14 protein-coding genes and 1 pseudogene are annotated in these 14,440 nt (G+C 60.6%); 10 read left to right on the top strand and 5 right to left on the bottom strand.

Annotated elements, in window-relative coordinates; all coding sequences use genetic code 11:
- Nucleotides 1-142: 142 nt before the first annotated feature.
- Nucleotides 143-844 carry a copper resistance protein B gene (locus RIdsm_RS28965; RefSeq protein WP_057821347.1) on the bottom strand — a complete coding sequence of 234 codons (702 nt, stop codon included), beginning with the start codon at nucleotides 842-844 and terminating at the stop codon, nucleotides 143-145.
- 25 nt (nucleotides 845-869) lie between these two features.
- Complete coding sequence (locus RIdsm_RS28960) at nucleotides 870-2,549, bottom strand: copper resistance system multicopper oxidase (protein WP_057821399.1); 1,680 nt, start codon at nucleotides 2,547-2,549, stop codon at nucleotides 870-872.
- A 1,043-nt stretch (nucleotides 2,550-3,592) separates the two neighbouring features.
- Between RIdsm_RS28960 and RIdsm_RS28955 the strand changes: the two genes are divergently transcribed.
- From RIdsm_RS28955 to RIdsm_RS28945, 3 genes are read left to right on the top strand one after another with little or no spacing between them, the layout of a single operon-like run.
- Nucleotides 3,593-4,051 (top strand): c-type cytochrome, encoded by a 459-nt coding sequence (locus RIdsm_RS28955; RefSeq protein WP_057821345.1) that lies wholly within the window; start codon nucleotides 3,593-3,595, stop codon nucleotides 4,049-4,051.
- Nucleotides 4,051-4,398 (top strand): hypothetical protein, encoded by a 348-nt coding sequence (locus tag RIdsm_RS28950; RefSeq protein WP_143100557.1) that lies wholly within the window; start codon nucleotides 4,051-4,053, stop codon nucleotides 4,396-4,398. Before RIdsm_RS28955 ends, RIdsm_RS28950 begins: the two co-directional genes overlap by 1 nt.
- 44 nt (nucleotides 4,399-4,442) lie before the next feature.
- Entirely contained in the window at nucleotides 4,443-4,976 is a 534-nt protein-coding gene (locus tag RIdsm_RS28945; RefSeq protein ID WP_057821342.1) for a cupredoxin domain-containing protein, read from the top strand.
- Between the two features lie 253 nt (nucleotides 4,977-5,229).
- Here RIdsm_RS28945 and RIdsm_RS28940 read toward each other — a convergent pair whose 3' ends face one another.
- Together RIdsm_RS28940 and RIdsm_RS28935 are read right to left on the bottom strand one after the other, a co-directional pair.
- Nucleotides 5,230-6,198, bottom strand: coding sequence for a DMT family transporter (locus RIdsm_RS28940; RefSeq protein ID WP_057821340.1), 969 nt, complete (start codon nucleotides 6,196-6,198; stop codon nucleotides 5,230-5,232).
- Between the two features lie 109 nt (nucleotides 6,199-6,307).
- Nucleotides 6,308-6,952 carry a hypothetical protein gene (locus RIdsm_RS28935; protein WP_057821338.1) on the bottom strand — a complete coding sequence of 215 codons (645 nt, stop codon included), beginning with the start codon at nucleotides 6,950-6,952 and terminating at the stop codon, nucleotides 6,308-6,310.
- Nucleotides 6,953-7,289: 337 nt separating this feature from the next.
- On the opposite strand from RIdsm_RS28935, the pseudogene RIdsm_RS28930 reads away from it, so the two are divergent.
- A pseudogene (locus tag RIdsm_RS28930) lies at nucleotides 7,290-7,505 on the top strand (IS256 family transposase); the annotation flags it as partial.
- On the opposite strand, the gene RIdsm_RS28925 reads toward RIdsm_RS28930, so the two are convergent.
- Nucleotides 7,506-8,192, bottom strand: coding sequence for a DUF6629 family protein (locus RIdsm_RS28925; protein ID WP_057821336.1), 687 nt, complete (start codon nucleotides 8,190-8,192; stop codon nucleotides 7,506-7,508).
- Nucleotides 8,193-8,448: 256 nt separating this feature from the next.
- On the opposite strand from RIdsm_RS28925, the gene RIdsm_RS28920 reads away from it, so the two are divergent.
- From RIdsm_RS28920 to RIdsm_RS28890, 6 genes are read left to right on the top strand one after another with little or no spacing between them, the layout of a single operon-like run.
- Nucleotides 8,449-8,811, top strand: coding sequence for an NADH-quinone oxidoreductase subunit A (locus tag RIdsm_RS28920; RefSeq protein ID WP_057821334.1), 363 nt, complete (start codon nucleotides 8,449-8,451; stop codon nucleotides 8,809-8,811).
- A gap of 26 nt (nucleotides 8,812-8,837) precedes the next feature.
- The gene (locus RIdsm_RS30670) at nucleotides 8,838-10,826 is read left to right on the top strand and encodes a heavy metal-binding domain-containing protein (protein ID WP_201455607.1); all 1,989 of its coding nucleotides are present in this window, start codon (nucleotides 8,838-8,840) and stop codon (nucleotides 10,824-10,826) included.
- Complete coding sequence (locus RIdsm_RS28905) at nucleotides 10,823-11,722, top strand: NADH-quinone oxidoreductase subunit H (RefSeq protein ID WP_009827258.1); 900 nt, start codon at nucleotides 10,823-10,825, stop codon at nucleotides 11,720-11,722. The genes RIdsm_RS30670 and RIdsm_RS28905 overlap by 4 nt, the downstream gene beginning before the upstream one ends.
- Nucleotides 11,719-12,234, top strand: a complete 516-nt coding sequence (locus RIdsm_RS28900; RefSeq protein ID WP_057821332.1) for an NADH-quinone oxidoreductase subunit J family protein — start codon at nucleotides 11,719-11,721, stop codon at nucleotides 12,232-12,234. Before RIdsm_RS28905 ends, RIdsm_RS28900 begins: the two co-directional genes overlap by 4 nt.
- A complete protein-coding gene (gene nuoK, locus RIdsm_RS28895; protein WP_057821329.1) occupies nucleotides 12,231-12,542 on the top strand; it encodes an NADH-quinone oxidoreductase subunit NuoK in 312 nt (103 codons plus the stop codon). The genes RIdsm_RS28900 and nuoK overlap by 4 nt, the downstream gene beginning before the upstream one ends.
- Nucleotides 12,539-14,434 (top strand): NADH-quinone oxidoreductase subunit 5 family protein, encoded by a 1,896-nt coding sequence (locus RIdsm_RS28890; protein WP_009827255.1) that lies wholly within the window; start codon nucleotides 12,539-12,541, stop codon nucleotides 14,432-14,434. Before nuoK ends, RIdsm_RS28890 begins: the two co-directional genes overlap by 4 nt.
- Nucleotides 14,435-14,440 lie beyond the last annotated feature (6 nt).

Here is a 14,440-nt window from a genome sequence, read left to right as displayed (position 1 = left end):
TCCGCTCTGTGGCATGTGACCTGCGTGTCCCTTACCGCCCATCATGGTCTCCTTTTCAGTTTGGTTCTTAATCTTTAGCGCACCCTCTGGTCGTTCATGAAAGCAGCAGGTCGCCCCGACTTGCCGCCGGGACGACCTATTTTCAGAACATCAGACGCGTACCGATCACGATCGAGAATGCATCCGTATCGTCACCATTGGCGCGGAGAATATCCTTGGTATCGCCAAACGAGGCTTCATAGTTGACGCCGATATAGGGAGAGAACGCGCGGTCGATAACGTCGTAGCTGAGCCGTGCCCCGAGCTCGACAACCGCACCGCCCGCGCCCCGTTCACGCGCCAGATCATCCTTGAGAGGCAGATCGATTTCGATACTCGGCGTGAGGATCAGCCGATTGGTCAGAAGCGCCTCATATTCTGCCTCGAACCGGAAGAAGGGATGTTCAGAGACAAAGAGATCGGCATCGATCTCGAACCACTGCGGTGCGAGGCCTTTGACGCCGACTACGCCTGCGTAGCGGTCGGGAGCGCCATCAGGCGTGTCCGCATAGGCCCCTACCACGGCGTCGAAGAACGTCGAGATCGGGAACTGCAGACGCAGCTGATTTTCCAGCTTCTCAAAATCATCCGATGTCAGACCGAGTTCCGCCTCGCTTCGCCAGACGAATTTCAGCTCATCCGACCCCGCAAGGGCATCAAAATCCCAGACGAAGGCATCCTCGCCATCCATCGCGCGATATTCGAACTGCTCCGCTTGAAAACCCCAGATCAGCGGCTCGGCCTGCGCAACCTGAGCCAAGGGTAGAAGGAGGCCGGCTAGTCCGGCCAGTTTGAAACGTTTCATCATGCTTTTCCTTATATTGACTGGCTCAGGCTGGGCGCCCCTTAACCACAACCTTGCGGAACATACCGCCGTCGGCGTGGTAGGAGAGGTGGCAGTGGAAGGCCCATTGCCCGGGGGCATCAACCTCAACTTCCATGTCGGTCGTTGTGCCCGGCTGGACGCTTACCGTATGCTTGATGGGATTGCGCGCTCCCTGACCGGTATCGACGATAGACCACATCCCATGCAGGTGCATCGGATGCGCCATCATTGTCTCGTTGATGAATCGGATACGCACGCGCTCGCCATAATTCAGTACGATTGGATCGGCATCGTCGAATTTCACATCGTTGATCGACCAGATGTAGCGCTCCATGTTACCCGTCAGACGCAATTCGATGGTGCGCGACGGGGCGCGGTTCCGATAGAGCGGTCGTGCTGCGCGCAAATCCGTGTAGGACAAGAACTTTCCGCCATTATAGGCTTTGGGTGTAAGCCCGCTGCCGGGCGCATAGAATGGATCACCTTCGCCTGACATCGCCATGCCGGAATGGTCCATCACCTGCGGTGCCGGTGCACTGGCAGCACCCATGTTCGAGTGATCCATGCCTTGCATTTTGGAATGATCCATGCCGGTCATGTTCTGCATGCCGCCGACGTTCTGCATGACGTGGTCACCCATATCCATACCCCCCATCATCCCGCTCATGTCGGCCATGGTGAGCAAAGGCTTGGGCCGGAGTGGTGGCACGGCCCCGGCATAGCCCTCTCTGGGTGACAGCGTCCCGCGGACGAGAGCGGTGCGACCCATGGACTCGGCAATGATACTATAAACCTTGTTTTCCCGCGGCTGGACGATGACGTCAAAAGTCTCCGCCACGGCAACACGCAGTTCATCCACCGTGACCGGCTTGACGTCGTTGCCGTCAGCCTGGACCACGGTCATCTTCAAGCCCGGGATACGCATGTCAAAATAGGTCATGGCCGAGGAATTGACAATTCGCAGGCGGATCTTCTCACCGGGCCGGAACAGCCCTGTCCAGTTCTGCGATGTGCTGCGCCCATTGATCAGAGCGGTAAATCCCTGCACATCCTCAATGTCCGTTGGCATCATCCGCATCCGCCCCCACATCCCACGATCCTTGAGCGCGGCTTTCAGACTGTCCTGACGCGAGTCCTCAATCAGGGTCTGCAAGGTGCGTTGTGAGCGGTTGTAGTAGTCCGGCATCATCTTGAGATTCCGCATGATCCGGCTGCCCGGATGCGGGTGCTTGTCGGCCAATTGAACAACATAATCGCGATCCGCTCGGATCCGTTCACCGTCGCGTGGCTCGATCACGATGGCACCGTAAGCGCCATCGGGCTCCTGAAAGCCCGAGTGGCTGTGGAACCAGTACGTGCCGGCCTGCTGGATCGGGAACCGGTAGGTGAAGGTTTCACCCGGAGCGATACCGTTGAAGCTGATACCGGGGACGCCGTCCTGCTGGAAGGGCAGGATCAGCCCATGCCAATGAATTGAGGTGCTCTCGCGGAGGTTGTTGGTCACGTTTATGGTGACTTCCTCGCCTTCCTTGAACCGCAGGATCGTTGGAATCTGGCTCTTGTTGTAACCGACGCCCATTTTCCGAAAGTTCCCAGTATCGATCCGAACCCGGTCGACAGTGATATCATAGGTCCCCTTCGATGTAATCTTGGGTGCTTCGTGCGCGCGCAGCGCCGTCGGCATGGCAAGCGCGGCAGCCGCGGTCAAACCGAACTGACGCCGGGACAGACCTTTTGCCAGATGTTCCGACGAACTGAGCGCTATATCGGAAAGCGCACACTGTTTTGCTTTGAAGAGTCGCATACTCTTCTCCTTTGTGATGATTGAGTCGAAGGTTCGCCCGATCAAGGCAGACCTCGAGTAGTTTCTGAGGAGTGATCCCGAGAGTACCTGAGGTGTTTCAGGACCACCCCAACAGGGGAGCCCGTCACACGTCCACGCCGTTTCTTATTTGGACGAGACCGGAAACCTCAGCCGTAAGATGCAGGGATGAGAATCGAAGCGCGTTCAGACTCGCGGAGGGGGCGAAGAAGCTTCCGGCTTCAAGCTTTCTGCGTCGACCGCGCGAGACCCATGATAAACGTGCGCGACAAGGAGCTTCGGTTCGGTTAGTGCATGATCGACGTTAGAAAAAGTGACGCAATGCACCATCATACCAGGGCAACCGGGGATAGTATCCTCCGCCACAAGATGTGCGCCACAATCACGAACGTCCACCGCTGCAACGTGGCTCCAATCTTCTTGCGGCGAGCCAGTTTCAGGTCCGACAAACGGCATGGCCGCTACCATCAAGACGATGAGCGACAGAATATGAGCCATTCGTGTAAATCTGAAAAAACGCATACGTCCCGAACCCTTTCGTGGTTAAAAAAGCGCGATTGCCAACAAAGATCAAGGATACATTTCGTTACAATAATTTGGCCTCTAAGACGTTGGTTTTTCTTGACCTTCCAGCGCTGGAACATAGCCCCCTCCGACAAATGATGGGTTAGTCTGAGGCTGGATATGCGACATTTACCAAAGGGTTTGCCTGAACGGTCCCGGTTCCTTTCAAAAACAAGGCTCAAGGATAACGACGTTCACTGCCCCGTTTCGCAGGAGCCATGGCTCGAGAAACTTGAACAGCCAATCCAATTCCATCGCGAAAGCTCTTCGTTCAAATATTATGAGCTACGGAGCGTCGTCGATTCGGTTGTTCCCGCCACCTTTAAAATGGTCGCTGCAACATGAGCAAACTTGGTTGGATCATCGCCGGAGTTCTGGTCGTCGGGAGCGGTGCGCTTCTATGGCAGGTCATGCGTCCTGCACCAAGTCAGACCGGGCATTCCATGACGCCGCCCGACATGTCGGGTATTGCTGAAGGTGCGCCCATCGTCGAGGTGAAACTGCCGGACAACTTGGCGTCCCTCGCGCAAATAGGAGAGCGCGCCTTTAACGCGAAATGCGCAGTCTGCCACGGGGCCAATGCAGCGGGTCGTGAAGGGAAGGGACCGCCTCTGGTGCACAAGATTTACGAACCCAACCATCACTCGGATATGGCCTTCGTGATGGCTGCGAAGAATGGCGTCCGATCACATCACTGGCGCTTCGGAAACATGCCGCCGGTGGACGGCGCGACAGACGCCGACGTGAAAGCGATCACCGCCTATGTGCGCGCGCTTCAGAAGGAAAATGGGGTTTTCTGATGAACTTGACGCGGCGCTCGGGCGTAATCCTTATCGCTTGCCTCACCATATTTGCGATCTCGGTCGTTCTTTCAGGCGGAACAGAGATGTCGCTTGGGACTACTGATTTCCAGCACGTGCAGATTGCATCAGAAGCCAACGCCTCGGCGCATCATGAATATGGCGAAACCGACCGATCAGAGGACTGTCATCCAGGCATGGCCTGTTCTTTAATGGCAATTGGCACCCAACAGAAAAATATCACCCGGACACGACGTGGCTTTGACGTGAAGCCGCTGACGTTTTCCTTGGTGGCGAACCGTTTCACGCCAGAGTTTGACCCGCCACCTCCGCGACGAGCGGTCTGATTTCAACCCAGAACTCTATACTCGACCAATACAAGGAAACTGAAATGCAACCTTATCTCAAAACGATCACAAGCGTCGTGTTTGCTCTAGCAACATCAGCGGCATTTGCCGGGGCAGGCCACGACGACGGTCACGGTGATGGACACGCAGCCATGATAGGACAACCCGGCGACCCGGCAAAGGCGGATCGCGTTGTCGAAGTCAGCATGACCGAGATGGCGTTCGACCCGTCGAACATTGAGATCATGGAAGGGGAAACCATCACTTTCGTGGTCAGCAACGACGGTGAATTCGTGCATGAGTTCAATCTCGGCACGGAAAAAATGTGGCAGGGCCACTTGGACGAGATGATGAAGATGATGGACACCGGCATGATGACGGTCGACAAAATCAACCACGACAAGATGATGCAGGCCGGCATGATGCATGACGATGCCAACAGCGTTCTTTTGGAGCCAGGTCAAACGGCCAAAGTAACCTGGACCTTCGGCGAAAAGACTGAATTGGGCTTTGCGTGCAACGTGCCCGGACACCGTGAATCCGGTATGGTCGGTGAAATCAGCTTTATGCAGCACTAAGTCATTGACTCGTCTCACAGCGATTGAGTCGACAGCAAAGTCTTCAGAGAAGGGCGCTCATGGCGCCCTTTTTTGTATTTTCAGTTCGCTAGACCAACATGATATCGCTTCATGGCCATCGCCCTAGCTTTGAGAACCGACCGGCCACTTTCAACCACCGGACAGTTTCGTCCACTAGGCCTCCTAGGTCTGCACGGGGTACCCGGTGTCGTTCTGCCTGAAGACGACCATCCGGCCTTACGGCCCATTGCGTTTAACACGGCAGGGCGCAGTTGTGACTTTCGGATGCGCGCTGCTTGTCTTGCTGGCTTGCTTCCTTGACGCGGTGCGCCCAGGTCACAAGCCCGATGCTTGAGAAAACAAGCACAAAGCCGACCAGGTGGATCGGGTAAAACTTATCCCCAAGCCAGAGGTATGACAGAGCCAGCGCAGACGCTGGCATCGCACTCATATAGCCCGACGCCGTGCTTGCAGACACCTGGCTCAACCCGCGAAACCAGATCAACGTTCCGATTGCGAGCGGGCCCATGCCCCAGACGACCAGCGCGATCCATGCGTTCAGCGAAGGTTCGGCAAAGTCGAAGCTCGTGGCCTGGTAGAGTCCAGGCCCGGCAAAGAGCAGCACGGCCACCCAGACGATGAGCGGCAAGGCGACGACGGGGCTCAATTCCCTGATCATCTGCTTGCCCAGGATCGAATAGAGCGTCTGGCTGGCCACTGCGGAGAAGACCAGAACGCTACCCAGGACCAGGGTCCAACCCGATGCCTGGATCGACTGGCCCGACACGTTGATCACGAGCACACCGGCGACGGCCAGCGTAATGGCCAAGAGCTTGCGCCAACCCAGGCTGTCACCCATGAAAACCACCGCTGCTGTGGCCATCGCCGCCGGACTCAGGCTCATCACGACCGAACCGACCACACCGTTCACGCGTTGCATGCCGTAGAGCAGGAACAGCGTGAAAGCAACGATGCCCACGCCGCCGATCACAACGATCTTGATCCAGTTCTGCCAGGATATTTGGGGCAGTTGTTTCCGATAGATGAAGAGGAAGGGCGTCAATGCCAGAGCGGCTATTGTCAGACGGAGAAAGGGCCCGAGGAAGACGGGGAAGGCTTCTGACACGATCTTGGCGGACGGGGTGCCGGTGCCGAACAGCGCCATGCCGAAGAAGAGCTGGGCATAAACCAGCAACTGGCGTTTGAAACTCGCGTCCGTCATCTATGCTCCTACACTCGCCGCAAAGGTTGGCTCCATGGACCATTTCGAAAATTCAGAGAATTCCCTTTAAGTATGGCCCGAGGGCTGCATTTGCCGAAATTGGCGCTCGTCAGGCCTTCCCCCACCAGACGAGCAAGGCAGCAAAAGCGGTCATCGCGATAACATAAAAAGCAAATATTACAAATGCAAACAATACGGACCCAGATCGTCCCGGAAATGCCTTGGCAAGCTGGCCCAACCCCTCCGAATTCTCGACAGCCGTGACATAGAGCGGCAGCGCGCTCACCAGCGTGGCGTAGAGATAGACGCCCGAGATGTTCTCGAAAAGGAACGAACGCACCAGCGTCGGCGCAACGACTCGCAGGGCCGACGCACGGCTCCCCCCAAAGGATCCAAACCAATCAGCTGACAAGACATAGATCAAGGCATGCAGCCCTACAAAACTGAGCACACGCACGGGCAGGTCTGCAAGAACGATGAAACTGAGTTTGTAGCTGCGATCCGGAGTGGCAACAATCCACGCAAAGAGAAAGAAACTCACGTAGTTCAGCAAGAAGACAACCGGAAGACCGTTCGTCACGACCTGCCGCAAGAACCTGCTCAGCGGCGGACCACCACCCAGCAGAAGAGTGCCGAAGCCGGGGGTCAGTATCACGTAAGCCAGAAGCACCGGGATCAGGCCGAGGAGGCTGAAAACGAGTGTATTTCGCGCGAAACGCAGGGCCGGCATGTTGATGGCGAAATGTTTCCGCATGAACCGCAATCTGACACGCTTGTTGAATGAAGGTCGATAGCACGATTGTGGTGTAGGAAATGGATGAGCAGCCAGCCTAATTAATGCTCGATGCTTTTTCGCCTTTGGGTCGAACAGGATAGATACCTGTGCGCCTAACGTGCCCCGGTAACAAACAAAATTTTGTGAACGTGTAGGAGCCTTAAGAGCTAGGGCCACAGACAAAGAATGGTGCTTTGGGGCGAGTCACCGATGACTACCCCATGCCGTCGGGTACGAACAAAAATGCGTTCGGGTTCTACTTGGCCCAACGTCCAATTTTTTGGGTTACGAAACCCTGAACCAGATGGAGATGACGATGACCGACGAGAGAATGGCGCTTTTCGATCTGACCGAAAAGCAGGCCGACAGGGATCTGGTGCGCGAGATGCTGGCCTATGCGGCCGCCCGGATCATGGAGGTGGAAGTGGAACTGCGCACCGGCGTCGCGAAGGGCACGCGCTCACCGCTGCGCGAGGTTCAGTGCATTGGATACCGGGAACGGGACAGGGGTGTGCTTGTCGGCACCGCGGCGTCAGGCAAAGAGTTCAGGGCACTCACGCGCGCATTTATTGGTCAGGATAATGTAGACCAGATGTAGTGTCGCCAGTCCCGCCAGCAGGCAGAAAAACGAAATGTATGCAAACTGCAGGAAGGCGATATCGACCACGATCACCGCCACCAGCGTCAGGGCGAAATGGCGCATGTGTTTGTAATGCGACAGCGCTGGCGGCAGGGTGATAAGGGTCACGTAGATCGTATTGGTCAGCCAGCGCGGCATCATGAAATCCAGCCACATGGATTTTTCATAGGCCAGTGACTGATTGTTGATCTCCACCACGACCATGCTGCTGTTCAGCCCGTGCGGAATGTAGAGCAACAGTCCGAAGGCCAGTCCGATCAACGCCATGAGGCGAAACAACCGCTTGCGGGGGCTGTCGTCCGGTTCCAGCACGTAGACCGAGAATGGCACCCAGATCGGCCACATGAACCAGGTGAAAAAGATGAACCCCATTGCCCCCCATAAAACCGTCAGGGGATCGCTTCCGTTCATGCCGACCCAGACAAAACCCTCGGTAAACTGCTGCAGTCCGGCAAAAAGCGGCATCAGGGCAAGCGGGAGATAGCGTTTGTTGCGCCTCCACGCCACAATTGAAATGGCCGTGCCGCCGCCAACAAGAAAAACACTGGCGGCAAAGCTGACTTGCGCGGACAGGCACATTTGACTTCCCTCTGTCCCGTTTGTTCGGATCGTCAGTTATGCAACGCTAAATCACCGGCCACCCAATTGGAAGAAACCAATTGGTGACCTGTGTTCTTGAAGTCCCAAGCCCGGATTCTTCGGAGAACTGTAATGATCCGCAGCTCAAAGCGTCTGTGCATAACGGCAGCTTGGGCCCTGGCATTGGCTTGATTGTGCCGCGCTGAGTAAACCCTTAACCTGATCGGGATGCGACAGCCTAAAGGAGTTGCTACAGATGAGCGAGCTTTCCCAATACGCGATCCTTTTCGGGCTGAGCGTCGGTGTGTTCGGTTTCGTGCTCAGCCTGTTCGGGCTTGCCCGTGCCATCGGGCGCGCCCGCTCGGAACCTGGCAAGGACGTGCCCGCCACCGCCGGCACCCTGTCGCGCGATCCGGTCTGGGTACGCTACCATGCGCGTTATGCCGGTTATGCTCTGCTGTTTCTGGCCTTTGATATGGAGATGGCCTTCATGTATCCGTGGGCGGTCGTCTATCGCGAAGAAGGGCTGATCGCTTTGCTCGACATGGGGGTGTTTTTGGCCATCCTGTTTCTCGGGCTGCTCTATGGCTGGAGCCAGGGCGCGTTGAGGCGGCAATGACCATTGCCGGGGCGCACGCGGGTGCGATGACAGGACTGAGAAGGCTGATTTCCACCGCCATGGCGCGCGATCTGACAGCCTTTGTGCTGCCCGGCGCGTCTGTCGCGCGGTCGATGGGGCTTGATCTGGCCGGGTCGCCCCTGCGGATCGTGGGTACCCCGCGCCATGCGAACCTGTTGATCGTCGTTGGCCCCTTGCCCCCCGGTCTGCGCGATGCCGCTGCCGTCGCCTACGCGCAGATCCCGCGCCCGCGCGCGATCCTTGCGCTGGGTGCCGGCGACATCGCCCCGTTGCCCGATGCGGACATGTCGGCTCCGCTGACACAGGCCGGGCTGCACTCCGGGCTGGCCGATCTGCGCCGCGTCGTCGCGGCGGGCGCTTTTGGCGCGAACACCGAGGAATTCACCGCCTCCGCTCTTGAGGTGCGCGTGGAATACACCTGCCCGATGCATCCCGAGATTGTCCGCGACGCCCCCGGAGACTGTCCCAAATGCGGCATGACGCTGGTGCCGCGCGAAACGGCGTCGAGCAGCGGGCATGACGGCCATGTCGGGCACGGCGACCATGATATGCCCCGGGACGACACGGCGAGGCCCGCCGGTCATGCGCAGGCCGGGCATGGCGCACATGCCGGTCATGCCGACGACGCGGGCGATGCGGGGTCCTACACCTGCCCGATGCATCCCGAAGTCGTGAGCGACGCACCGGGCAAGTGCCCGAAATGCGGCATGTTCTTGGTGAAGGCGGATGAAGTGGAAAGTCACGGTCATGGACATGGCGATCACGGCCACGGCACCAAAGCGCACGGTGCGCATATGCACGGGGATCACGTGGCCCGTTCCGCGCAGATGCACGATAATGCATCTGGTGAAGATCATCACGGACATGAAGGTGATGGCGATCACGGCGGCCATGGCAAACCGGAGGAACATGCTGGGCACAATGGTCACACCAAACATGGAGACCAATCCGATGCCGGCATGGACGGCATCGAGCCGCATTTCATGTCGATGGTCGAGATGACGGAGGGCCAGCCGCGCAGCACCGACGGGTTGCAGATGGATTGGATCGAGGTACCGTTCGGGCCGTTCTTTTCCGGCCTTCCGGCTGGGCTGCGCCTGACCCTAACGCTGGACGGCGATACCGTTGCAGCCAGCGACGCCACGAGCCTTGTCGGCGCGACGAACCTTATGGATGGGCCGCAGATGAATGTGACCGATTTCGTCGACCGTCTGGCCGCGATGATGCCGCTCAGCCCCGTGGCCTATCGCACGCTGGCCTGCGCAGCGATCGAGGATGCCGCTGGTGTCGAACCCGCCGATGACGCGCAACGTGGTCGCGCGGCGGCCGTGGAACGCGAGCGGATCGCCAGCCACCTGAACTGGCTGGCCGATTTCGGCCTGCAGTCGGGGTTTCTGTGGCTCGCCGCGCGGGCCGGGGCGTTGCAACTGGCGGTCCAAGACGCCGGTGCCGACGGGATCGCCGCGCAGGCCGGGGCGATCCGGCGGCTGACCCGCCGGGTGCAGGCGGCACCGCTGATGCGGATGCGGCTGGGTGGCATCGCGCCCATCGGCAAGGACACCCCGGCGAGCGGCCCGGTGGACCGGGCGCGGGGCGGCGGGTCGGATGCCCGCATCGACGATCCAACGCTGGCAGCGCTCGGTTTCGAGATGCGACTACAGGAAGGCGGCGATGCCCTGGCCCGGTTTCGGCTGCGCTGTGACGAGATCGCACAAAGCCTCGACCTGATCGCGGCCGCCGGGATTATTGCAATGCCGCAGGTGCGGGATGTGAAAACGGTTTCGGGCGAGGGCGCGGCCCGCATCGAAACACCGCGCGGAGCGGCGCAGCTGCGCGTCAGGCTGGTGGATGGCAAGGTGGTCCAGGCTGATCTCGACACACCCTCCACCGTGAACCTTGCCCTGGTCGAAACGCTGACGGCGCAGCAGGAACTGGGCGATGCCTTGACCGCTGTCGTCTCGCTTGACCTGTCGCCGTGGGAGATTCGCGGATGACCATTCTTGTCGTTCTCTTGTCGCTATTCGCGGGGGCCTACGCGCTGGCCGTCATCGAACGATGGGCAGTGCACGGCCATATGAGCCTGACCGGTCCGGCCTGGGCCGCACTGGCGCTCTTGGGCCGGGAATCGCTGCTGGCGCGCAAATCCGACCGGTTGTTCTTTGAGCTTGGGCCGGTGCTGCTTTTGGTGGCGGGATTGTTGGCGGTGGCGGTGATTCCGCTGGCGCCGGGGCTTATCATCACCGATCTGGCGACCGGGGCGCTGTTTCTGAACGCTGCTCTGGCCTATGTGCTGGTGGCGCTGATCATGGCCGGTTGGGGGCCGAACGGGGCCTACGCCATGATCGCGGGCTGGCGGTTTCTGGGCCAGTTCATCGCCTATGCGATGCTGATCGTGATGCCGATCACCGCCGTCGCCATGCGCGCGGAATCGCTGTCGACGGTAGAGATTGTCACGTCGCAGGCGCAGCTTTGGAACGTGCTTTACCAGCCCATCGGATTTGTCCTGTTCGTCGTGGCGGCGATGGGGCTCGCGTGGTTGCCGCCGCTGGACCTGCCCGATGCGACCGGCGAATTGGCCGGCGGGGTCGAGGCGGAATATACCGGCGTGCGGCTGGCGGTGCTGCGGCTGGCGCGGATGGTCATTATCCTGGCGCTGGCGGGGGCGACCGTGACCTTCTATCTGGGCGGCTGGCTGGGCCCGTGGCTGCCCGCCTGGGCCTGGAGCGCGATCAAGATCCTGGCCGTGGCTGCGGCCATGCTGAGCATCGGGCGCTACATGCCGCGCATCCGCGAGGCGCGCTATCTGGCGCTGAGTTGGAAGCTGGGGATCTCGCTGGCGCTGGCCAATATCTTTGTCGTGGGCGTGATCGCGCTGGTGGTGCCGATATGACGGTTCAGATGATCTTTCTGGCGTTCTTCGGCGCGGCGGCGGTTTGGTTCGGCGTCGTGGTCTTTCGCACCCATTCGATGGTGCGTTCGGCGCTGGCGCTGCTGTTTTCGCAAACCGCGATCGGTGCGATGTTTCTGGTCATGCAGGCCGAGTTTCTGGGTGTGTTGCAGATCATGATGATGGCCACGGAAATGAGCGTGATGGCCATCTTCATGGTGATGTTCATGATGGATCCCGGCGGCATGGGCAAAATGGACATGACCCACCAGAAACGCTTGTCGCTCTGGGCCGGGGGCATAGGGCTACTGGCCGCCTTGCTGCTGGTATGGCTGCCCGATTGGGGTCCGGTCGCCCTGTCCGTGCCGGGCGCGCATGAACAGGCCGCCGATTTGGGGCGCGAATTGCTGGGCCGGTCGATGTTGATCTTCCAGTCGGCGGGTCTGACCATTCTGACCGCCATGGTTGCGGCCACGATGGTGGCCATCGTCCCCAACGCGGAGCAGCGCAAATGATTCTGGAACTCATAATCGCCCTCAGCGTCGGCGCGGGGCTGTTCGGTATCGGACTTTATGGCGCGCTGAGTCAAACCAATCTGGTGATGATCATCATGGGGGTCGAACTGATTTTGGCCGCGGCACTGGTCAATCTGGTGGCCTTCTGGCGCTATTTGCATCCCGATGAACCGGCCGGTCAGATGTTCGTGCTGATCGTGATGGCGGTGATGGCGGTCGAAATGGCGGTCGGCTTTGCCATCGCCATCGCGCGGTTCCGGGTGCGCGGATCGGTCGAGATGGAAGAAGCGCGGGAGTTGAAGGGATGACGATGCTGGCGCTCATCATCCTTGCGCCGCTGCTGGCGGGCCTGGCGGAGCTCGTGCTGCGGCGCGCACCCGAAGCGATTGCGCTCGTCGGCGTCGGCATCGGGTTTCTGGCGGCGATGGGCACCCTTGCGGGGGCCGTCGCGGGCGATGCGGTGCAACTGGTCCTGCCGGGCCTGCCGCAGAAGCCCCTGCGGCTGGTCGCGGTGCCGCTGACGGCGGTGTTTTCGGCTATGGTGGCGACGGTGGCGGCCTGTGTGCTGGTCTATGCCGTCGGGTACATGCGCAGCGACCCCGAAAGGCCGCGCTTTTTCGGCATCGTGCTGCTGTTCGTCGCGGCGATGCAGGCGCTGGTGCTGGCGGGCGACTGGATCACCGTGCTGGCGGCGTGGGAATTGATCGGCTTTTCCAGCTATCTGCTGATCGGCTTCTGGCATGGGCGTGACGGCGTGCCCAGTGCCGCGACACGGGCGTTTCTGTATACCCGCAGCGCCGATCTGGGCCTTTATCTGGGGATTTTCGTGCTGATCGGCTGGGCCGGCACCTCGGAAATCTCGGCTACATTGGCGATCAGCGGCACGCCCGCCCTTGTCGCCGGGTTGCTGTTGCTGGTGGGCGCGATGGGCAAGTCGGCGCAGGTGCCGTTGCAGGACTGGTTGCAGCGCGCCATGGCCGGCCCGACGCCGGTCTCCGCTTTGCTGCATTCCGCGACGCTGGTGGCGGCGGGGGCGATCCTGCTGATCCGCGTGGCCCCGATGCTGCCCGCAGGCGCGCTGATTGCGGTCGGGCTGGTGGGTGGCGTGACGGCCGTCGTCACCGGGCTGATCGCGCTGGCCGAGCGGGACCTGAAGCGGCTGCTGGCCGCCTCGACCTCCAGCCAGTACGGGCTGATGCTGCTGGCCATTGGCGCGGGGGTGCCGGTGGCGGCGCTGCTGCACCTTATCGCCCACGCGGCGATCAAGAGCACGCTTTTTCTGGGGGCGGGTGTGTTCCAGCATGATCGCGACAGCACCGACATGGATGCGGTCGCGGGCGCGGGCCGGGCACGACCGCTGGTCCTTTCCGCCTTCGCCGTTGCCGCGGTGGCGCTGGCGGGTATTCCACCGCTGGCCGGCTTCTTTTCCAAGGACGCGATCCTTGCCGCCGCGCTGGCGGCCCCCGGGGTCGTATGGCTCGCGCCGCTGGCGCTGGCAGGCACGGTGCTGACCGGCGCCTATATGGCGCGGGCGCTGCGGGTGCTGTGGCAGGGCGAGGCCCAGCCCGTTCTGGGCAAGGGGATGGGCTGGATGGGCGCGGGCATGGCGGTGCTGACGGCGCTGGCGGCGGGGCTTGGGTTCGCCTTCACGCCGCTGGAACATCTGCTGGAAGCCAAACTGCCGCCGGAAGGGCCTGCGATGATCCTCGGGCTTGTCGCGGCGCTGAGCGGTCTGTTGCTGGGCTGGTTCGTCGCCCCGACCCGCCTGATGGGGCCGGTTCTGCCGATGGCGCAGCGCGGCTTTGCCGTCGCGGGCGGTATGGACGGGCTGGTGCTGCGCCCGGCGCTGGCCTTTGCCGCCGCCTGTGAAGGTTTCGAACGGCGTCTGCTGGCCGCGCAACTTGGCCTTGTGCGGATCTTGAGCCTTGGCACCGCATCCAGTGCCGAGCGTTCAGACAACCGCCTTTATGCCGCGACCCTTCAGGTGGGCCGGATGAACCTGCGCCTTGGCGACGGTGCCGAAAACACCGACACCCATGGCATCGACGGGCTGATCTTCGGCCTTGTCGCCCGGACAATCGCCGCCGGCCGCCGCCTGCGCTTGCTGCAAAGCGGGCTGATCCACCGCGAACTCGCCCTGACCGTCATGGGCATTGCCGTCATCGCGGCGGTGCTGCTGATCTTACCGATGTCCTCCTGAAGAAAG

Origin of the sequence: Roseovarius indicus (assembly GCF_008728195.1) — a bacterium.
Taxonomy (GTDB): Bacteria; Pseudomonadota; Alphaproteobacteria; order Rhodobacterales; family Rhodobacteraceae; genus Roseovarius; species Roseovarius indicus.
This window is presented reverse-complemented; position numbering and strand designations above follow the sequence as displayed.